Annotated in this window: 16 protein-coding genes; 13 read left to right on the plus strand and 3 right to left on the minus strand. The window is 72.9% G+C overall.

The window, feature by feature from the left end; translation table 11 throughout:
• Positions 1–60: 60 nt before the first annotated feature.
• The 7 genes from AMK26_RS25235 to AMK26_RS25265 all read left to right on the plus strand — a co-directional run bounded on the left by AMK26_RS25235 (position 61) and on the right by AMK26_RS25265 (position 6,259).
• Positions 61–597: a DinB family protein gene (locus tag AMK26_RS25235; RefSeq protein ID WP_073756969.1), complete on the plus strand. Its 537-nt coding sequence runs from the start codon at positions 61–63 to the stop codon at positions 595–597.
• Between the two features lie 82 nt (positions 598–679).
• Positions 680–1,321, plus strand: coding sequence for a PadR family transcriptional regulator (locus tag AMK26_RS25240; protein ID WP_073756970.1), 642 nt, complete (start codon positions 680–682; stop codon positions 1,319–1,321).
• Between the two features lie 86 nt (positions 1,322–1,407).
• Positions 1,408–2,349 (plus strand): ATP-binding cassette domain-containing protein, encoded by a 942-nt coding sequence (locus tag AMK26_RS25245; RefSeq protein WP_073756971.1) that lies wholly within the window; start codon positions 1,408–1,410, stop codon positions 2,347–2,349.
• Between the two features lie 53 nt (positions 2,350–2,402).
• Positions 2,403–3,284, plus strand: a complete 882-nt coding sequence (locus tag AMK26_RS25250; protein ID WP_079277792.1) for an ABC transporter permease — start codon at positions 2,403–2,405, stop codon at positions 3,282–3,284.
• A gap of 106 nt (positions 3,285–3,390) precedes the next feature.
• The gene (locus AMK26_RS25255) at positions 3,391–4,662 is read left to right on the plus strand and encodes a WD40/YVTN/BNR-like repeat-containing protein (RefSeq protein WP_241838072.1); all 1,272 of its coding nucleotides are present in this window, start codon (positions 3,391–3,393) and stop codon (positions 4,660–4,662) included.
• Positions 4,663–4,695: 33 nt separating this feature from the next.
• A complete protein-coding gene (locus AMK26_RS25260; protein ID WP_073756972.1) occupies positions 4,696–5,454 on the plus strand; it encodes a MerR family transcriptional regulator in 759 nt (252 codons plus the stop codon).
• A gap of 121 nt (positions 5,455–5,575) precedes the next feature.
• The gene (locus AMK26_RS25265; RefSeq protein WP_107421038.1) at positions 5,576–6,259 is read left to right on the plus strand and encodes a DedA family protein; all 684 of its coding nucleotides are present in this window, start codon (positions 5,576–5,578) and stop codon (positions 6,257–6,259) included.
• A 2-nt stretch (positions 6,260–6,261) separates the two neighbouring features.
• Here AMK26_RS25265 and AMK26_RS25270 read toward each other — a convergent pair whose 3' ends face one another.
• Positions 6,262–10,701 carry a cation-translocating P-type ATPase gene (locus tag AMK26_RS25270; RefSeq protein WP_073756974.1) on the minus strand — a complete coding sequence of 1,480 codons (4,440 nt, stop codon included), beginning with the start codon at positions 10,699–10,701 and terminating at the stop codon, positions 6,262–6,264.
• 78 nt (positions 10,702–10,779) lie between these two features.
• Here AMK26_RS25270 and AMK26_RS38050 point away from each other — a divergent pair, with 78 nt between their 5' ends.
• A complete protein-coding gene (locus AMK26_RS38050; RefSeq protein ID WP_241838053.1) occupies positions 10,780–11,199 on the plus strand; it encodes a hypothetical protein in 420 nt (139 codons plus the stop codon).
• A 587-nt stretch (positions 11,200–11,786) separates the two neighbouring features.
• Here the strand turns inward: AMK26_RS38050 and AMK26_RS25280 are convergent.
• Both AMK26_RS25280 and AMK26_RS25285 read right to left on the minus strand, forming a co-directional pair.
• Complete coding sequence (locus tag AMK26_RS25280; RefSeq protein ID WP_073756975.1) at positions 11,787–13,469, minus strand: threonine/serine exporter family protein; 1,683 nt, start codon at positions 13,467–13,469, stop codon at positions 11,787–11,789.
• Between the two features lie 109 nt (positions 13,470–13,578).
• Positions 13,579–14,073 carry an inorganic diphosphatase gene (locus tag AMK26_RS25285; protein WP_073756976.1) on the minus strand — a complete coding sequence of 165 codons (495 nt, stop codon included), beginning with the start codon at positions 14,071–14,073 and terminating at the stop codon, positions 13,579–13,581.
• A gap of 157 nt (positions 14,074–14,230) precedes the next feature.
• On the opposite strand from AMK26_RS25285, the gene dacB reads away from it, so the two are divergent.
• From dacB to ftsH, 5 genes are all read left to right on the plus strand, one after another.
• On the plus strand, positions 14,231–15,670 hold the full coding sequence (gene dacB / locus AMK26_RS25290; RefSeq protein WP_241838054.1) for a D-alanyl-D-alanine carboxypeptidase/D-alanyl-D-alanine endopeptidase: 1,440 nt from the start codon (positions 14,231–14,233) through the stop codon (positions 15,668–15,670).
• A 55-nt stretch (positions 15,671–15,725) separates the two neighbouring features.
• A complete protein-coding gene (locus tag AMK26_RS25295) occupies positions 15,726–16,853 on the plus strand; it encodes a zinc-dependent metalloprotease (protein ID WP_073756977.1) in 1,128 nt (375 codons plus the stop codon).
• A gap of 200 nt (positions 16,854–17,053) precedes the next feature.
• Positions 17,054–18,166, plus strand: coding sequence for a tRNA lysidine(34) synthetase TilS (tilS, locus tag AMK26_RS25300; RefSeq protein ID WP_073756978.1), 1,113 nt, complete (start codon positions 17,054–17,056; stop codon positions 18,164–18,166).
• A 41-nt stretch (positions 18,167–18,207) separates the two neighbouring features.
• Positions 18,208–18,747, plus strand: coding sequence for a hypoxanthine phosphoribosyltransferase (hpt, locus tag AMK26_RS25305; RefSeq protein WP_064067358.1), 540 nt, complete (start codon positions 18,208–18,210; stop codon positions 18,745–18,747).
• 172 nt (positions 18,748–18,919) lie between these two features.
• Positions 18,920–20,959 carry an ATP-dependent zinc metalloprotease FtsH gene (gene ftsH, locus AMK26_RS25310; protein ID WP_073756979.1) on the plus strand — a complete coding sequence of 680 codons (2,040 nt, stop codon included), beginning with the start codon at positions 18,920–18,922 and terminating at the stop codon, positions 20,957–20,959.
• Positions 20,960–21,077: the final 118 nt, after the last annotated feature.

The raw sequence follows: 21,077 nt of genomic DNA on the forward strand, positions 1-21,077 counted from the left end.
GTCCGCAAGGGTCCGTACCTTGGTCGATGTAAGGCAAACGACCGGAAGGCGGACCAGGTCATGGTCACTCACGTTCCCGCAGAGGCTCACGGCGACGAGCGCGGCGCGCTGCTCTCCTTCATCGAGGCGCAGCGCGGCGCGGTCCGCCGCTCGGTGCTCGGGCTGACCGAGGAGCAGGCCGCGTCCCGGCCGAGCGCCAGCGAACTGTCGCTCTCCGGCCTGCTCAAGCACTGCGCCGAGATGGAGCTGACGTGGCTGCGGATGGCGCAGCGGAAGCCGAACGAGAGGCAGCGCACGGAGGAGACCTGGAGGGACAGCTTCCGGCTGGAGGAGGGCGAGTCGATCCGGGACGTGCTGGCGTTCTGGGACGGGGTGGCCAAGGAGACCGAGGAGTTCCTCCGGACGGTGCCGAGCCTGGACGACACCTTCCCGCTGCCCGAGGCGCCCTGGTTCCCCAAGGACGGCCGCGTCTCGATGCGGTGGCTGGGCATGCACCTGGTGGAGGAGATCGCCCGGCACGCCGGGCACGCCGACATCATCCGCGAGTCGCTGGACGGGAAGGACGCGTTCGGGCTGATCGCCCTGGAGCGTGCCTGACGACCACCGCCTGCGCCCCGCCCTGAGTACCCCTCCCCTCTGCGTACCCTGGTCAAAATTGACTAGGAAGGTGCGTGAGGTGATGTCAGCGATCCGGTTGCTGGTCCTGGGTGCCGTGCGCCAGCACGGGCGGGCACACGGCTATCAGGTCCGCAACGACCTGGAGTTCTGGGGCGCGCACGAGTGGTCCAACGCCAAGCCGGGCTCGATCTACCACGCGCTCAAGCAGATGGCCAAGCAGGGGCTGCTGCGGGCCTACGAGACCGCGCCGAGCACGGCCGGCGGGCCGCCGCGTACCGAGTACGAGATGACCGACGAGGGCACCGCGGAGTACTTCGCGCTGCTGCGTGAGGCGCTGACCGCGTACGACCAGAAGATGGACGTCCTGTCGGCGGGGGTCGGCTTCATCGTCGACCTGCCGCGTGAGGAGGCCGTCGCGCTGCTCAAGCGGCGGATCGAGGGGCTGGAGCGGTGGCGGGCGGGCGTCACGGAGTACTACACGCCGGCGGACGGGCCGGAGTCGCTCGGTCATATCGGCGAGATCATGAACATGTGGGTGCACTCGGCCGACGCGGGTGCCGCATGGACACGCGGGCTGATCGAGCGCATCGAGGGCGGCGCGTACACGTTCGCGGGTGAGGGCGAGCCCTTTGTGGGCGTGCTGGCGGAGGACCAGGAGAACCCGTACGCCACGGGAGCGGCCCACCCGGACGACGCGCGCTGAGCCCCGGCTAATCAAGTTTGATTAATGGGTCGATCCGGTTTAGCGTGGTGCGGTAGTCAATTTTGATTACTGGCTGGGGAGGGTGCATGGCGGACGCGATCGTCGTCGAAGGCGTACGGAAGCGGTACGGCGAGAAGCAGGCCCTGGACGGGTTGGACCTGGTGGTCGGGCGGGGCACGGTGCACGGCGTCCTGGGGCCGAACGGCGCCGGCAAGACCACCGCGGTGCGGGTGCTGGCCACGCTGCTGCGGCACGACGAGGGCACGGCCCGGGTGGCCGGGTACGACGTGCGGACCCGCCCGGACGAGGTCCGGCGGCGGATCGGGCTGCTCGGGCAGCACGCGGCCCTGGACGAGGGGCTGAGCGGGCGGCAGAACCTGGAGATGTTCGGTCGGCTGCACCACCTGGGCGCGCGGCGGGCGGTCGCGCGGGCGGACGAGTTGCTGGAGCGGTTCGGACTCGCCGACACGGGCCGCAAGGCGGTCAAGCAGTACAGCGGCGGGATGCGACGGCGGCTGGACCTGGCGGCCTCGCTGATCACGGAGCCGGAGGTGCTGTTCCTGGACGAGCCGACGACGGGGCTCGACCCGCGCGGGCGGGCGGAAGTGTGGGGCTCGGTGCGCTCCCTGGTGGGGGGCGGGACCACCGTCCTGCTCACCACGCAGTACCTGGAGGAGGCCGACCAGCTCGCCGACCGGATCTCGGTCGTCGACCGGGGCCGGGTCATCGCCGACGGCACGGCGGACGAGCTGAAGGGCAAGGTCGGCGGCGACCGGATCGACGTCGTCGTGCGTGACGTACGGCAGCTGGCCGCCGCGGCCGCCCTGGTACCCGCGGGGGCCCACGTGGACGAGGACCGGCGGCTGGTCAGCGCCCCGGTCGAGGACCGGATGGCGGCGCTGACCCGGGTCGTACGGGACCTGGAGTCGGCCGGGATCGAGGCGGAGGACATCGCGGTGCGGCGGCCGACGCTGGACGAGGTCTTCCTGCATCTGACGGGCGAGCCGAAGGAGGTCTCGGCGGTATGACGGCGACCGGCACGAGCACGACGAGCACGACGGGCACGAGCGAAACGAGAGGGATGAGCGGGACCGGTGCGGGCGGCACGACCGGCTCGAGCGGTTCGGGCGGGACCGGTTCGGGCGGGGCCGGCCTGGGCGGGGCCGGTCTGGGCCGGCTCGGGTGGGTCCTGGCCGACTCGTGGACCATCACCCGGCGCGAACTGGCGCACTGGGCGCGTGAGCCGGTGCAGATCGTCGTCGGACTGGCCTTCCCCGTGATGATGCTGCTGATGTTCGGCTACCTCATCGGCGGCGGTCGCGGCGTGGCCGGCGCGTACATCGACTTCCTCGTCCCCGGCATGTTCGCCCTGACCATGGCGTTCGGCCTCGAAGCGACCCTGCTGGCGGTCACGCAGGACCTCAACAAGGGCGTGATCGACCGGTTCCGGTCGATGCCGATGGCCGACGGCGCCGTGCTCGTGGGGCGTTCGGTCGCCGACATGCTCCAGTCGGTGCTCGGCCTGGCCGTGATGATCGGTGCCGGGTACGCGATCGGCTGGCGGGCGCACGGCGGCTTCGGCGCGTTCCTGGCGGCCGTGGCACTGCTGTTGCTGCTGCGGTTCGCGATGCTGTGGATCGGCATCCACCTCGCGATGGTGGCGGGCAGGCCGGAGCTGGTGCAGGCGGTGCAGATCCTCGTCTGGCCGGTCGCCTTCCTCTCCAACGCGTTCGCGGCACCCGGCACGATGCCGGGCTGGCTGGGTTCGGTGGTCGAGTGGAACCCGCTGTCGTCGACCGCCACGGCGGTACGGGAACTGGTCGGCCCCCCGGGGATCGCACAGGCCGCGGGGTCGACGTGGGCGTCGCAGCACGCGGAACTGCTGGCGGTGGGGTGGCCGCTGGCGCTGCTCGCGGTCTTCTTCCCGCTGGCGGTGCGGAGATTCCGGCGGCTGAGCCGCTGAGTGGAACCTGACGGCGGTTCGCGGTGTATCCAAAGCAGCACGGTTCGCCGCGGACCGGCCCGAGGGCAGGGGGAGCTCCATGCACAGGTGTGCTCGCGTGATCGGGATGGTGATGGCGCTGTCGGCGTCGCTGCTGGCCGGGGGCTGTACGGGGGAGGGGGCGCCCGACTCCCGGCCGCCGGCCCCGTCCCGGTCGGAGTCCCGGTCGGCGCCGTCCCAGCCGGCGCCGCAGTCGGTGCCGTCCCAGCCGGAGTCACCGTCGTCCGTGCCGCCGTTGCCGCGCGTCCCGTCGGCCCCCGAGCTTCCCGGCTGGACGCACAGCCTCGGATTCGCCGCCGACGGCAGCGGGTTCGCGCTGCTCGCGCAGTGCGTGGAGGACGAGGTGACGCCGGTGAACGGCTTCTGCCGCCAGCATCTCGCGGTGCTCGACAGGGGCGCGGCCCGCTGGGTGCTGCGCCCCTCACCGCTGCCGGAGGTGCACGGCACGGCGGGCGTCAGCGCGGTGATCACGGTGCTGGGACCGGGCCGCGCGCTGATACGGGAATCGAGCGAACGGCACCCGCTGCGTACGTGGTTCACGACGGACGCCGGCCGGTCCTGGCGGCTGGGCGACCTCCGGGCGGCCGGTACGGCCGACGCGATACCCGAGGGCGCGGTGCTGTCCACCCAGTGCCCGGGGTCGGCCGGGCCGCTCGTGCAGGAGTGCGCACGGCCGCGGCTGGTGGTGATCTCGCCCGAGGACGGCAAGGTCCGGTTCCTGGCGCGGGAACCGCGGCTCGGCGCCCACCCGGCGCCGGCGGGCGAGGCGGAGCCGGACGGGTCCTGGTGGGTGTCGGGCACCGATCCCCGCTCGGGCGGGACGACGCTCGCCGTCTCCCGGGACGCCGGCCGGACGTGGACGGTGAGCCGGCTGCCCAGCCCCGGCGCCGATCCGGCGTGGGGCGTCGCGGTCTCGGTCGGCCCGGACGCGGTGTACGCCGCCGAGCGCGGCGAGGTGCCAGGCGTGGAGCCGGCCAAGAACCCGCTGCGCGCACTGCACCGTTCGGTGGACGGTGGCCGGACCTGGACGCGCGTGTGGGTGAGCGGCCCGCAGCGGGAGCCGCGCACACTGATGGGTGTGCCCGTCGCCGGCCCGGGCGGGCGCCTCGTGGTGCACGGGGAGCGGGGCACGTACGCCGGCACCGACGGCGGCCGCACCTTCCGGGACGCGGGGCCCGGCATGTACCACGTCACGCGCGGGCGCCTGGGGTACCTGCGGTCGGCCGCCATCGGCTGCGCGTACGGAATATCGCCGGACGGGGTGCGCTGGGTCACGTTCCGGCTGGCGTGCCAGGACGGAACGGACTTGCACCTCACGTCGCGTGAGGGCCCAGGCTGAGGTGCGTACCGAGAAGAAGGGAGCGGAGAGCCAATGAGCTACTCCGTGGGACAGGTCGCCGATTTCGCCCGCGTCACGGTGCGGACCCTGCACCACTACGACGAGATCGGACTGCTCTCCCCGAGCGGCCGCAGCCACGCGGGGCACCGGCGTTACGACGACGCCGACCTCGACCGGCTGCAGCAGATCCTGTTCTACCGGGAGCTGGGCTTCCCGCTCGACCAGGTCGCGGTCCTGCTCGACGACCCCGACGCGGACCCGCGGGAGCACCTGCGGCGCCAGCACGAGCTGCTGTCCGCGCGGATCGCCGAACTGCAGAAGATGGCCGAGGCCGTCGAACACGCCATGGAGGCGAAGAAGATGGGCATCAACCTCACGCCCGAGGAGAAGTTCGAGGTCTTCGGGGACAAGGATCCCGAGCAGTACGCGGAGGAGGCCGAGCAGCGCTGGGGCAACACCGACGCCTACCGGGAGTCCCAGCGCCGTGCCGCCCGCTACACCAAGGCCGACTGGCGGCGCATGCAGGACGAGGCCGCCGACTGGGGCACCCGTTACCAGGCCCTGATGTCGGAGGGCGAGCCGCCGACGGGCGAGCGGGCGATGGACCTGGCCGAGGAGCACCGCCGGCACATCACCACCTGGTTCTACGAGTGCCCCTTCGAAATGCACCGGTGCCTCGCGGACATGTACGTGTCGGACGAGCGCTTCACGGCCTTCTACGACGCCATGCGCCCGGGCCTGGCCGAACACCTCCACGCCGCCATCTATGCCAACGCGGCCCGGCACGCCTGACGGACCCGGGCAGGGGAGCGCCGAGCGGGGAGAAGGGGACGGTGGAACCGGGAGGGGGGCGGAAGCGTTGATAGCTTTGGGCAGCCGTCCCCCGCCCACCGAACCAGGAGCCCCGGAACCCGTGAATACGCTTGCGCTCGGACCGAGCTGGCTGGACCCGGACTATCTCATCGAGACCTTCGGCCTCATCGGCGTCCTGGTCATCGTCTTCGCCGAGTCCGGACTGCTGATCGGTTTCTTCCTGCCCGGTGACTCGCTGCTGTTCACCACGGGTCTGCTGGTCACCACCGGCGTCCTCGACACCCCGCTGTGGGTGGTGTGCACCCTGATCGTGCTGTCCGCGATCATCGGTGACCAGGTGGGCTATCTGTTCGGCCGCAAGGTCGGACCGGCCCTCTTCAAGCGCCCGGACTCCCGCCTTTTCAAGCAGGAGAACGTGGAGAAGGCCCATGAGTTCTTCGAGAAGCACGGCCCGAAGTCGCTGATCCTCGCCCGGTTCGTCCCGATCGTGCGGACGTTCACGCCGATCATCGCCGGTGTGAGCCGGATGAACTACCGCTCGTTCATCACCTTCAACATCATCGGCGGTGTCCTGTGGGGCGCCGGCGTGACGCTGCTCGGGGCGTCGCTGGGCAAGGTCCCCTTTGTGCACAAGCACATCGAGGCGATCCTCGTCCTCATCGTGCTGCTCTCGGTCGTCCCGATCGTGATCGAGTACCTGCGGGCCCGCTCCCAGAGCAAGAAGCAGCCGGTCGTCGAGGACGGGGCACCGCCCGCCCAGCGCGGGCGGCACGCCAAGCGCTGACCTCAGGGCTCCTCGCCCTCGACCAGCTCCTCCTCCGCCTCGGCCGTCATCGAGCGGACCAGCGGTGACAGGGCCGTACCGAGCAGGGTCGCCGCGGCGATCGAGCCCAGCGCGATGCCCCAGCCGACCGGCCCCAGCGGCGTGCAGCCGAAGAACTGGCTCACGCCCGGCGTCTGGATCACCGCGGCCAGCACCGCCGCCGAGCCCAGGCTCGCCGCCAGGACGTTCCGGTCCAGGCCGCCCGTCGCGAGGGTCTGCGCCAGCTGCGTACCGACGACGGCGGCGAGCGCCACCGTGCTGGCCCGCTTGCGGCGGCCGGTGAGGCGGGCGCCGGTCCACGCCAGCCCCGCGCCGGTCGCGGTGATGGCGCCGCGCAGCAGCATCTCGTGGGTGAGCGCACTGCCCAGCGAGCGGCTCGGGCCCTCCGCGAGGAGCCGCTTCGCGGCCTGGCCGGCCGGTTCCCGCACGGCGATGGCCAGCGAGGGCGCCAGGTCGGTCAGCAGGTTGACCAGCATGATCTGGCGGGCGTTGAGCGGCGTGGCGCCGGTCAGCGTGGAGATCAGCACGCTGAAGGTGACCTCGCCGAGGTTGCCGCCGATGAGGATGCCCAGCGCAGCCCGCACCGACGCCCACATGGAGCGGCCCTCCATCAGCGCCGAGACGATCGTCTCCAGCCGGTCGTCGCTCACCACCAGGTCGGCCGCGGCGGTCGCGGACGGGGTGCCGCGCCGCCCGAGCGCGATGCCGATGTCGGCGAGCCGGATGGCGGGCGCGTCGTTGGCGCCGTCGCCGGTCATCGCGACGACCCGGCCGACGCGCTGGTACGCCTGGACGATACGGACCTTGTGGTGCGGGCTGCACCGGGCGATGACGTCCACGGTCGGCAGCAGCTCGTCCAGCTCGTCGTCGTCGAGTTCGTCCAGCTCGGCGCCCGTACAGACCTTCGGGTCCGTGACGTCGCTGATGGTGGACGCGATGGCGTCGGCGGTGGCCGGGTGGTCGCCGGTCAGCATCACGGTGTGCACGCCCGCCTCCCGCAGCCGCGCCGTCGCCGGAGCGGCGCCCGCCCTCACCGGGTCGGCCAGCGTGATGAACCCGAGGAAGGCCAGGTCCCGCACGCTGTCGTCGGTGAGGTCCTCGCCGGTGTCCATCCGGCGCTCCGCCACCGCCAGCACGCGCCGCCCGGCGCCCGCCAGCTCCTCCGCCTCGGCGGTCAGCCGGGCGAGCCCCTCGTCGTCGAGCCCCTCGGCCCCGCCGTCGGGGGTCCGGCGCCGCACGCACCGGTCCAGGAGGTTCTCGGGCGCTCCCTTGACGCTGAGCAGCAGCCCGTGCGCGGTCTGCCCGGACGTGGCGTGGTAGGCGCGGGACGGCTCGAACGGCAACGTGTCCAGCCGCCGCCAGCGCGCCGCTCCCTGCCGTACGGACACCTTGGCGCCGCGCGCGCCGGCCGTCACCGCGCGGTCGGTCTGGTGGGCCATGGGTTCGGCCTGCCGGGCGGGCGGGGTGGCCCGTAGCGCCGCGGCGAGGACGTCCTTGTGCCGGCCGTCGAGCTGGTCCAGCGGCACGGCGCCGTCCCCGTCGCTCACGGCCGCCAGCTGCAGCTTGCCCTCCGTGAGGGTGCCGGTCTTGTCGAAGCACAGCACGTCGGCGCGGCCGAGCGCCTCGATGGTGCGCGGGTTGCGGACGAGGGCGCCCACGTCGGCCAGGCGCCGGGCGGCGGCCAGCTGGGCGGCGTTCACCAGGAAGGGCAGGCCTTCCGGTACGGAGGCGACGGCGAGGTTGACGGCGGAGGCGAGGTTGTCGGCGAGCGGCCGCCCGTGCAGCAGGCCCGACGCGGCGACCGCGCTGGCCGACCCGATCGCGATGGGCAGGCTGGACCGGGTGAGCGAGGCGAGCCGGGCCTCCACACCCGTCTCCGGCGCGGCCTGCCGCGCGGTGGCGAGGCTGCGCCCGACCTCGGTGCTCGAACCGGTCGCCACGACCACGGCCACGCCCCGGCCGGAGGAGACGGTGGTGCCCTCGTAGACCATCGAGCGGCGTCCGGTGATGTCGGTGGCGACCACCGGCGCCGGGTCCTTGTGGACGGCGAGGGACTCGCCCGTCAGCGACGACTCGTCGACCTCCAGCCCCTCGGCCTCCACCAGCCGGCAGTCCGCCGGTACGACGTCCTCGGGCCGCAGCAGGACGATGTCGCCCTCCACCAGGTCACCGGCCGTCACCAGCCGCTCGCGGCCCCCGCGCCGTACGCGTGCGCCGATCGCCGAGCGGCGGAACAGCTCCTCCAGGGCGCGTTCGGTCCGTACCCGCTGGAAGCCCCCGATGAGCGCGGAGCTGCCGGTGATGGCGGCCACCAGCATGGCGTCGGTGCGTGACCCCACGGCGGCGGCGAGGGCGGCACCGCCGGCCAGGACCGGGGTCAGGGGGTTGGCCAGTTCCTCGACGAAAGCGGTCGGCAGGGTGAGGCGGGCAGGCTCGTTGCCGCCGCCGGAACCTCCGCTGCGGCCGGCCGCCTCGTCGGCCGTCAGGCCGTCGGTGGTGGTACGCAGCCGCTCCAGAACCCGGTCGGTGGGCATCAGGTGCCAGGGCACGGTGGTCACGGGCGGGGCGAGGGGGCGGGCGAGCAGTTGCCTCGTACGCCAGGCGCCCATGCAGAACGCCACGGCCGCGGCGGTGGTCCCGGCCGCCATGCCCCGGGCGGCGGCCTGCGCGGGCTGGGCCTGAAGGGCGGCGACCGCGCCGACGCCGCTGCCGCCCGCGGCGAGCACGGTGGAATCCCGGTCCACGCGCGCGGCCACACCGACGGCGTCCACGATGATCCCCGCCGACTCGAGGTCGGAGCCGACGATCAGGTGCGCCCCCCAGGCGGGCGGATCGCCGTCACGGTGCACACCCACGCCGCAGTCGGCCACGCCCAGCGCCCGCCGGTTGCCGGAGACCAGCAGCACGACCGCGCCGTCGGCCTGGAGGCCGCGTACGGAGGCGACCAGGCGCCCGCCCGCCGGGACCACCGCGTCGGCGAACGTGAACGCCGGTGCCTCGCGGTCGGTCGCCAGCACCACCCGGGCGCCCGCGCGCCGGGCGGCCGCCGCGACCGCCTCGGCGCCCGGCGCCGTCTGCGTACCGAGCCCCGCCACCGCCTGCAGCCGACGGCCCTTCGCGAGCCCGAGCGTCCGCTCGGCGCCCCGGCGCCGCAGCCGCGCCTCCGCCTGGCGTCCGGTACGCCCCGACAGGTCTAGCTCGTCGAGCGGGCCCAGCACCCATCCGTCGTCGTCGCGGGCGGTCCGCAGGGGCGCGTCGGCGTCGAACAGCGTGAAGAGCCGCTCGGCGGTCCGCTCCGGGTCGGCGCCGCTGAGCAACTCCAGGTCCACGGGTTCGTACTGGTCGCTGCGGAGCGCGTCCTCCTCCAGGACGACGGTGTCCACCTGGCCGAGCCGCCGCAGGGCGCCCCGGTCCATGGTGACGACGCCGCGCAGCGCCAGGGCCCGGCCCAGGCTGGTGGCGAAGCCCTCGCGGCCCGCCTCCGGGGCTTTCGGTACGGCGGACAGCGCGACGGCCAGGCCCTTGCGGAGGCCCGCGAAGGGGACACTGAGGCCCCCGGCGGTCAGGCCCGCGACCATGGCCCGCTCGGCGTAGCGGTCCACCGAGTCCTTGGGCGTCGGCCCGGCGCGGTCCACGACGAGCGGCTCCGCCTCGGCGTCCTCCGGCCCGTGGACGAGGTCGGGCTCCGCGTCCGCCCACGCCTTGCGCTCCGCGGTGGCCTCCCGCCACTGGGCGACCCTTTCGAGTACGTCGAGGGCGAGCCCGCCACCCCTGGTGGCGACGCCCTGCGCGAGAGCGCTCACCACGGGCAGGACCGACTCGGCCTGCTCGACGCTGCTCAGGTCGGCGACCAGGTGGCGCAGGTCCGGGTGGTGCTGGAGTGCACCGGCGACCGCCGCCACCTCGGGCGGCAACCGGAACCACGGGGCCAGCTGCCGTACGGAGGCGATGGCGAGCCCCACCGTGTCGGCGGCCAGCGCGGGCACCGACTGGCGGGTCCTGGGGCCCTCGCACGGGTGGTGCGGTTCGGGGCACCACTCGTCGAACTCGTCGATGTGCGCGGCCAGCTGCCCCTCGGCGCGCTCGACGAGCGCGACCAGCTCGCGGTCCGAGGGCGGCGGGGCGGACACGGCCACCACCACCCGCTCGGACGGCGCGTTCACCCGGGCCCACAGCACCCTCGGGTGCCCCTCCAGGGCGCGCTCGACGCGCCGGGCGACCCGCTCGCCGCCGACGCCGTGCACGCCGTGCACCTCGATGTAGCAGCGCCCGGGCCGCCACCACACCCCGCGCTGCGGCAACCCGATGAGCTGCGCGGCCACGTCGGCGGCCCCGCGCACGCCGGCCGCGACCCCGTAGGTCACGCCGGACGCGATCGGCCCGAGCAATTGCAACGGTGACATGGGCTGGTGCCTCCGGTCCGATTCAGTCGTCCCGGAATGGATACCCTGAAATGTAGACAACCCGCTCATACCACATCCATGGATGTGAGATCTGTGGCCACCTCTTCAGCACCGCGTAAGCGGACCACGACGAAGTCCACGAAGACCACGAACAAGCAGAGCGCGGCGCAGCCGCGCAAGGAATCGGCCCCCGCCCCCGCCCAGGCCCAGTCCCAGACCCAGGACCAGGGCTCACCGGGAGGCCGCACGGTCAGCTTCACCGTCCCGTCCCTCGACCGGGTGGCGAACGGCGCGGCCAACGCGGCGCTGCTCCCGGTGGCGGCCGCGCGCCAGGTACTCCCCGCCAAGGGCGGCCTGCCGCTCTACCTCGGCCTCGGCGTCCTGGGCGCCGCGGACGTCATCGAGTGGCCCGTCGCCATCGGCATCGGCGTCGGCTACGCCGTCCTCCGCCGCGGCGGCCTCATGACGGGCGCCCCCCGCCCCCGCGCGACCGCCTGACGCCCCGCGCGGCCGGCCGGCCCCCGGTCGGGTCGGCCGGGCTACGGCGTGGGCGGGGTCGGTTGCGGCCGGTGGGCCGGGGTCGGGGCCCCTCCGGGCTCACCTCCTCGCGGTCGGCGGGGTGCCCATGCAATCTCGTCGCCGTTTCTCGCCGCCAACCGCTGCGGGGGGGCCCCTGCACGGCCCCTCCTCGCCGTGGTCGGAGCCAGCGCGCCCGATCTCGTGTGCACGCGGCCCCGGCCACCCGGCTTCCCTCGCCCCACCGGGCCGCAGTCGGCGTACGACCGGGGCGGGGCCGTGCAGGGTCGCCCCCGCAGAGGATGGGGGTCCCCCCTGCTCGAGCGAAGCCGAGAGCTTGGGGGAGGCGCCGGAAGGGCTCCCTATCCGGCGTACCCAAGGCCGCCGGCCTCGAGGAGGTGAGCCCGGAGGGGCCACGCCCCACCACCCACCGGTGGTGGCCGCCACCCGGGTGCCACGCACCGCGACGCACCGCCACGCCCCCGCCCACCGGGTGGCCGCCACGCGGCGCCACGCGGCGCGGCGACCGTGGCCGCCGGCCAACGGGGCACCGGGGCGTGACGCCCCGGTCAGAAGCCCCTCGTGCGCTTCGCCGCGCGGCGCAGCGCGGCCGAGCCGGGGGCGCGGATGAACAGGCGGGCCATCTCGCCGCCCAGGTTCACCCCGATCGCGATGGCCAGCGCCAGCGCCGCCGCCCGCGCCAGCGACGTGAAGCCGGCGTCCATGTTGTTCTGGGCGATGTTCAGCACCCCGAGGTACGTCGCACTACCGGGCAGCAGCGGCCCGATCGCCGCCGTCACGTACGGCAGTGACGACGTGTGCTCGTACCGGGCCATCAACTGGCCGAACAGGCCCACCAGCCCCGCCGCGACCGCCGTCGCCATCACGGTCGAACCGCCCGCCGTCACCGCTATCGACGCGTAGATCACCCAGGCCGCCCCGCCGTTCAGCGCCACGAACAGCACCGTGGAACGTTCCTGCTGCAGCAGGACCGCGAAGGTCACGGACAGCAGCACGGCGGCCAGGATCTGGAGCACCGGCCGTTCGACCGCGCTCAGCACGCCCTCCGGGTTGAGCTTGGCGCCGAGCTGGACGCCCCCGTACAGCACCGACAGCACACCCACCACGATGGCGACGAAGAAGTACGCCACTTCCAGCAGCCGCGCCGACGCGGTGATGTAGAAGCCGGTCAGGCCGTCCTGTACGGCGGCGACCAGCGCCCGCCCAGGGATCAGCGCGAACAGCCCACCGGTGATCACCGCGTTCGGCTGGAGCCCGGCGTGCAACAGGCTGACCAGCACCCCTATCCCGGCGGGCGGCACCGCCGCCACGGCGAACTGGTAGAACTCCGGCAGCCCGCGCCCCGCGCAGAACCACGCCAGCCGGTCGCCCAGCATCGCGCCCGCCGCCGCCACCAGGAACACGGCCATGTCGCCGCCCAGCAGCATCGACGCCGCGCCCGCGAGCCCGCCCGCCGCCACGGTGAGGACCCAGCCGGGGTACGGGTGCCGGTTGCGCCGGATCTCCGCGAGGCGCCGGTACGCCTCCTCCAGCGAAACCTCGTAGTCGTCGGAGTTGATGTCGGCGACCAGCGCGTAGACGGCGGACAGCCGGGTGTAGTCGGTGCCGCGCCGCCGCACGGTCCGGCTCACCGTCACCGGGTCGTCCACCAGCGACGGCTGGTAGGTGACGCCCAGCAGCGTGAACGTCACGGTCGGCTCGCAGCGGTCGAGCCCGTACGAGCGGCAGATCGCGAACATCGCCGCCTCGACGTCCTCCGCGCCCTCGCCGCCCGCCAGCAGCAGCTCGCCGATACGCAAGGTCAGGTCGAGGACGCGCGGCACGGCGGGGGCGGACTCGCCGTGCCTCTGCACCGGCTCCGGCACCGGCCGCTCGCTCACCGGCATCCGCAGCATGGTGCGCATCCGGTCCTGCCATGGCGCGTCCTTGGACAGCCTTATCGCCGGGAACCCGTGGGCGGGCGTGAACGCCGGAGGGGACTCCTTCGCGGAGTACGTCGAGGGCGGGGCGAACGCCGACCCCTCCGGCTCGGCGGGCGTCTCGGGCGTCAGCCCTTGGGGGAGGGCGAACTCCGACGTCGTCTGCTGGTCCTCCTCGGTGCCAGAGGGCTGCTCCACGCCCGGCGGCGGCGTGAAGGCGCTGTGTGCCTCATCGGACTGAGGCTTACGGTCCTCAGGACCTCCCGTAGGACCGTCCGTCTCCGGCGCCACTGTGCTCGTCCTCACTCCCATCCGACCCATCCGACCCGCCTGCCCAGTATGGACATGGCCAAGGCTTCGGACACGACGACGGGCGGCGCACCCATCGGGGTGCACCGCCCGTCATACGGCGGAAAGGGGCTCAGTGAGCGCCGCCCTGCGCCTCCAGGCGCTTGATGGACGCCTCGATCTCGGCCTCCGCCTCGGCGCGGCCGACCCAGTCGGCGCCCTCGACCGACTTGCCGGGCTCCAGGTCCTTGTAGACCTCGAAGAAGTGCTGGATCTCCAGGCGGTCGAACTCCGAGACGTGGTGGATGTCGCGCAGGTGCTCCATGCGCGGGTCGGAGGCCGGCACGCACAGCAGCTTGTCGTCGCCGCCCGCCTCGTCCGTCATCCGGAACATGCCGATGGCACGGCACTTGACCAGCACACCCGGGAAGGTCGGCTCGTCCAGGATGACCAGCGCGTCCAGCGGGTCACCGTCCTCGCCCAGGGTGCCCTCGACGAAGCCGTAGTCGGCCGGGTAGACGGTCGACGTGAAGAGGTGGCGGTCCAGTCGGATACGACCGGTCTCGTGGTCCACCTCGTACTTGTTCCGCGACCCCTTCGGGATCTCGATGGTGACGTCGAACTCCACGGGTGGCTCCTCCAAGATCAACACAAAATGTCGGGTGATACTGCGCCCCCAGCAGGACCGGACCACCGTGCTCACCGGGGGTGCCGTGCTCGCGGCACAGCTCAGTGGTTAAGTGTCCCTCACGCAACTGTGTGCTCGCGAAAGGGGCTGGTCAGCCGTGCTGGAGCCGAAGATGCTGCAGCTCACCGCAGGCTCCGCCGTGCTCGGCCTCGTCCTGGCCTCCGGGGTGGTGACCCTGGCCGGGCCCTGGGACTCGGGTCAGCGTACGGCCGAGCGGGCCCGGGCCGCCGCCCTGGCCGGCACAGGTGGCGCACATCACGACGCGGCCGGCCCGGAGCGCCCCGACCCGGAACCGCCGGCCCCGGCGCCCAGCGCCCCCGGCGTACTCACCGCCCTCACCGCCGCCCGCACGGAAGCCGCCCCAGAGCAGCCCAAGCCCGCCGCCCAGCCTCCGGCCGCCCTCGCGGCCACCCTGGACCCGCTTTTCGCCGACCCCGGGCTCGGCCCGCTGCGCACGGCGTCCGTCGTCGACGTACCGACCGGCAAGCAGCTGTACGGGAAGGGGGCCGGCGTCCCGATGACACCCGCCTCCACCATCAAGATCGCCACCGCGGCCGCCGCCCTCACCGCCCTCGGGCCCGACCACCGCATCCCCACCACGGTCGTCGCCACCCCGGACGCCCGCCGGGTCACGCTCGTCGGCGGCGGCGACCCCACCCTCGACGCCGGCCGGCTGCGCGCCCTGGCCGCCGACACCGCCCGCGCCCTGCGCGCCCGCGGCGTCACCGCCGTCACCCTGGCCTACGACACGTCCCGCTACACCGGCCCCGAACGTCACCCGATCGGTGTCAACGACAACATCGCCCCCGTCACGGCCCTGATGACCAACGAGGGCCGGCTCGGCACCAAGGCCAACGGTCCCGCCCCACGCTCCACCGACCCCGCCGGCGACACCGCCCGAGCCTTCGCCGCCCTGCTCGCCGAACACGGCATCGCCACCGGAAAACCCCCGGCACGCGCGCGTGCGCCCAAGAAAGCCACCCCCCTCGCCAAGACCTGGTCCGAGCCCCTGTCCGCCCTCGTCGAGCGCGCCCTGGTCCACAGCGACAACGACCTCGCCGAGGCCCTCGCCCGCCAGACCGCGATCGCCACCGGCCGCCCCGCCAGCTTCGGCGGCGCCGGCCGGGCCGTCACCGACCAGCTGCGCGCGCTCGGCGTACCGCTCGCCGGAGCGAGGTTCGCCGACGGCAGCGGCCTGGACCGCCGCGACCGGGCCTCCGCCGCACTCCTGACCGCGCTCCTCGTCCGCGCGGCCGACCCGGCCCGCCCCGAACTGCGCCCCGTCCTCACCGGCCTGCCCGTCGGCGGCTTCAGCGGCACCCTGCAGGACCGTTACGCCGACGGCTCCCCCGGCGCGGCGGGCGCGGGCCTGGTCCGGGCCAAGACCGGCACCCTCACTGGCGTCAACACCCTGGCCGGCACGGTGGTGACCGCGGACGGACGACTGCTGGCCTTCGCGTTCCTGGCCGGGCGGACCACGTCCCCGTACACCGCCCAGCCCGCCCTGGACGGCCTCGCCGCCGCGCTGGCCCGCTGATCCGGACGGCGCCGCACCCTGACCCGATCCGGCGCCGAGCACGTACGGTTGACGCATGACGAGCATCGGTGGTGCCGAGATGGTCGACTGGAACCTCGCGGTCGCGACCGCGACCCGACTGGTACGCCCCGGGCCCGAGGTGAGCCGCGAGGAGGCCCGCGCGGTGGTCGCCGAGCTGCGGCGGCACGCCAAGGCGTCCGAGGAGCACGTCCGGGCGTTCACCCGGATGATCCCCGAGGGGCACGAACCGGAGGACACCCCCGTCCTGGTCGTCGACCGGGCCGGCTGGATCAGGGCGAACGTCGCCGGTTTCCGCGAACTGCTCAAGCCGCTGCTGGAGAAGATGCAGGAGCGCCGCTCCGGCAGCCCCGGCGGCGCCGTGCTCGGCGCGGTCGGCGGCAAGGTGACCGGCGTCGAGCTGGGCATGCTGCTGTCGTTCCTGGCCTCCAGGGTGCTCGGGCAGTACGAGACGTTCGCCCCCGCCACCCGCGAGCTCCCGGCCGGGGAGAACGGCGGCGGCAGGCTCCTGCTCGTCGCGCCCAACATCGTCCACGTGGAGCGGGAGCTGGACGTCGCCCCGCACGACTTCCGGCTCTGGGTGAGCCTCCACGAGGAGACGCACCGCACCCAGTTCACGGCCGTGCCCTGGCTGCGCGACCACCTCCAGGGCGAGATCCAGTCATTCCTCGGCGCCACCGACATGGACCCGATGACCGTCCTGGAACGGCTGCGCGAGGCCGCCCAGGCCCTGACCGGCGCCCGCCCCGAGGGCGAGGAGGACGAGGGCGGCCGCTCGCTGGTCGAACTGGTCCAGACACCCGAGCAGCGGGAGATCCTCGGCCGCCTCACCGCCGTGATGTCACTGCTCGAAGGGCACGCGGATTACGTGATGGACGGCGTCGGCCCGCAGGTCGTGCCGTCGGTGGCGGAGATCCGCGAGAAGTTCCAGCAGCGCAGGGCGAAGGGCGCCTCCCGCCTGGACCAGGCACTGCGCAAGCTCCTGGGCCTGGACGCCAAGCTGCGCCAGTACCGGGACGGCGAGCGGTTCGTGCGCGCGGTCGTCGAGGAGGTCGGCATGGCCGGCTTCAACCGGGTGTGGACCTCTCCGAACACCCTCCCCACCAAGGCGGAGATCGCCAAACCGGCGGACTGGGTCGCGCGGGTGCACCGTAAAGCAGAATGAGGAGTCCAAACCGGCCGACGGCAGGAGAACGCCCCTCCAATCACCCATCCGAGGGACCGTGGGCAGTGGGTGGGCGTGCGATGCTCGGGTAACGGCCGAGTTCTGTCACCATCGACGCACTCTGAGTGACCGAACCCCCCGCTTCGGCCGTTAAGACTCCGACCGAGGCACCCCCCAACTTCACACGAAGGGCACCGGACATGGGTCCCCATCCTGCGGTCGCGGCGATACGCCTGGCGGTCCGCCGCGTACTCCACGACGTACTCACCGAGCACACCACCCCAGCGCTCCCCCCGGCCGCGCACGCCGCTCCCCAGCACCCCCCGGCCGCGCGCGCCACGACCGGGACAACCGAACACGCACCCACCGGCGAGCCCCCGCGGCCCCAGCAGGGCCCGCAGCCGCCGCTCGTCCTGGTGGCCTGCTCCGGCGGCGCCGACTCCATGGCGCTCGCCTCCGCCCTCGCCTTCGAAGCCCGCAAGCTCGACGTCCGCGCCGGCGGCATCACCGTCGACCACGGCCTCCAGCCCGGCTCGGACCTCCGCGCCGCCGAGGTCGCGACCCGCCTCGTCGCGATGAACCTCGACCCCGTGGAGGCCATCTCCGTGACCGTCGGCCGGGACGGCGGCCCCGAAGCGGCCGCCCGCGACGCCCGGTACGCGGCGCTGGACGAGGCCGCCGAGCGTCTCGGCGCCGCCGCCGTGCTGCTCGGCCACACCCGCGACGACCAGGCCGAGACGGTGCTCCTCGGCCTCGCCCGCGGCTCCGGCATCCGCTCCCTGTCCGGCATGGCCGCCGTCTCCGGCACCGCCGACCGCTACCGGCGCCCGTTCCTCCAGCTCGACCGGCAGACCGCCCGCAAGGCCTGCATGGTCCAGTCCCTGCCCGTCTGGGACGACCCGATGAACGCCGACCCCGCCTACACCCGGTCCCGGCTGCGCCACGAGGGCCTGCCCGCCCTGGAGAAGTCCCTCGGCAAGGGCGTCGTGGAGGCCCTCGCCCGGACGGCCCAGCTGTGCCGCGACGACGCCGACGCCCTGGACGCCTGGGCCGCCGACGTCGACCCGACCGTACGGGACGAGGCGGGCCTGCTGGAGTGCGCCAAGCTCTACGCCCTGCCGCCCGCCGTCCGCCGCCGCGTACTGCGCCGCGCGGCCATCGCCGAGGGAGCCCCCGCCGGCTCCCTGTTCGCCCGGCACGTCGAGGAACTGGACCGGCTGATCACCAGCTGGCGCGGTCAGGGAGCCATCAATCTGCCCGGCCGCGTCGTGGCACGCCGCCAGGGTGGCAGACTGGTCATTCGGCAAGGCTGACGCAGGCTGCAACGAAAGTGACCCGGGTGAACGAGAAAGACATGGGCACCGACCTCAAGTCGGTGCTCATCACCAAGGAAGAGATCGACGCGAAGCTGGCGGAGCTCGCCGCGAAGATCGACGCTGAGTACGCGGGCAAGGACCTCCTCATCGTGGGTGTCCTCAAGGGCGCCGTCATGGTGATGGCGGACCTGGCGCGTGCGCTGTCCACCCCCGTCACGATGGACTGGATGGCCGTCTCGTCGTACGGCGCGGGCACCCAGTCCTCCGGTGTCGTCCGGATCCTCAAGGACCTGGACACCGACATCAAGGGCAAGCACGTCCTGATCGTCGAGGACATCATCGACTCCGGCCTGACGCTGTCGTGGCTGCTGTCGAACCTCGGCTCGCGCGAGCCGGCCTCCCTGGAGGTCTGCACCCTGCTGCGCAAGCCGGAGGCGGCGAAGGTCGCGATCGACGTGAAGTGGATCGGCTTCGACATCCCCAACGAGTTCGTGGTCGGCTACGGCCTGGACTACGCGGAGAAGTACCGCAACCTGCCGTTCGTCGGCACGCTCGCGCCGCACGTCTACGGCGGCTGAACGACCCCGGGCACCCGCCGGGCCCCCGGGGAACCCTGACCGCCCTCCCGCCGTTGGAGCATGGGAAGGCGGTCGCGGGTGACAATGCTGGGGTACCGTCCGAAGAACAGTCTTTTCTCATAGCAGCATTTACCTACGGGCAGGAGGGACGGGGCGTCATCGCTCCGTATGGATGGACGTGAAGCGATACTTCCGTGGGCCGGTCATGTGGATCGTGCTGGCCGTCCTCGCCGTGGTCGTGTTGATGCAGGTCGTCGGCTCGTCCGGTGGCTACAAGACGGTGGACACCGGCGAGGTCGTCCAGGCGATCGACAAGAACCAGGTCGACCAGGTCAAGCTGACCACCGGCGACGAACAGATGATCAAGGTCGATCTCAAGGACGGCCAGAAGGTCAAGGGCAGCGACAAGATCCAGGCGAGCTACATCGGCACGCAGGGCTCCGACCTCGCCGCCACGCTGCAGAAGAAGTACGAAGCCGGCGACATCGACAAGGGCTACACCGTCTCGCCGACCAAGCAGAGCGCCATCGTCTCGGTGCTGCTCTCGCTGCTCCCCTTCGTGCTGATCGTCGTGGTCTTCCTGTTCCTGATGAATCAGATGCAGGGCGGCGGCTCCCGGGTGATGAACTTCGGGAAGTCCAAGGCCAAGCTGATCACCAAGGACACCCCGAAGACGACCTTCGCCGATGTGGCGGGGTCGGACGAGGCCGTCGAGGAGCTCCAGGAGATCAAGGAGTTCCTCCAGGAGCCGGCGAAGTTCCAGGCCGTCGGGGCCAAGATCCCCAAGGGCGTGCTGCTGTACGGCCCGCCCGGCACCGGCAAGACGCTGCTCGCGCGCGCCGTCGCCGGCGAGGCGGGCGTGCCGTTCTACTCGATCTCCGGTTCCGACTTCGTCGAGATGTTCGTCGGTGTCGGTGCCTCCCGTGTCCGTGACCTCTTCGAGCAGGCCAAGGCGAACGCCCCGGCGATCGTCTTCGTCGACGAGATCGACGCCGTCGGCCGGCACCGCGGCGCGGGTCTCGGCGGTGGCCACGACGAGCGCGAGCAGACCCTCAACCAGCTGCTCGTCGAGATGGACGGCTTCGACGTCAAGGGCGGCGTCATCCTGATCGCCGCCACCAACCGGCCGGACATCCTCGACCCGGCGCTGCTGCGCCCGGGCCGCTTCGACCGGCAGATCGCCGTCGACCGCCCGGACATGCAGGGCCGTCTGGAGATCCTCAAGGTCCACCAGAAGGGCAAGCCGGTCGCCCCGGACGTCGACCTGTCCGCCGTGGCGCGTCGTACGCCGGGCTTCACCGGCGCCGACCTGTCGAACGTGCTGAACGAAGCCGCGCTGCTCACCGCGCGCAGCGACAAGAAGCTGATCGACAACCACTCCCTGGACGAGGCGATCGACCGGGTGGTCGCGGGCCCGCAGAAGCGGACCCGGATCATGTCGGACAAGGAGAAGAAGATCACCGCGTACCACGAGGGCGGTCACGCCCTGGTCGCGGCGGCGTCCCCGAACTCCGACCCGGTCCACAAGATCACCATCCTGTCCCGTGGCCGTGCCCTGGGCTACACCATGGTCCTGCCCGACGAGGACAAGTACTCCACCACGCGCAACGAGATGCTCGACCAGCTGGCCTACATGCTGGGCGGACGCGCGGCCGAGGAGCTTGTCTTCCACGACCCGACCACGGGTGCGGCCAACGACATCGAGAAGGCGACCGCGACCGCGCGGGCCATGGTCACGCAGTACGGCATGACCGAGCGGCTCGGCGCGATCAAGTTCGGCGGCGACAACACCGAGCCCTTCCTGGGCCGGGAGATGGCGCACCAGCGCGACTACTCGGAAGAGGTCGCCGCGCTCGTCGACGAAGAGGTCAAGAAGCTCATCGAGACCGCGCACAACGAGGCCTGGGAGATCCTCGTCGAGAACCGTGACGTCCTCGACAACCTGGTCCTGAGGCTGCTGGAGAAGGAGACGCTCAACAAGGAGGAGATCGCCGAGATCTTCGCCCCGATCGTCAAGCGCCCGGCCCGCCCGGCGTGGACCGGCTCCTCGCGGCGTACGCCGTCGACGCGGCCGCCGGTGCTCTCCCCGAAGGAGCTGGCGCTGACCAACGGCGCGGCGGGCGCCAATGGCGCCACGCCGACCGACGTCACCAAGACCAACCCGGCCGCCCCGGCGGCCGAGGCGGTCCCGGAGGAGCGTCCGGAGAGCTGATCGACCCGGTTGGCCCTCCGCCCCGGAATGAAAGCCGCGCCCCCCAGGTTCTAGCCTGGGGGGCGCGGCTTTCGCGTGCGCGGTTGGGCGCGTACTCAGGTCAGGAAACACGGAACGA

This window comes from Streptomyces sp. CB03234, from assembly GCF_001905885.1.
Lineage (GTDB): Bacteria > Actinomycetota > Actinomycetes > Streptomycetales > Streptomycetaceae > Streptomyces.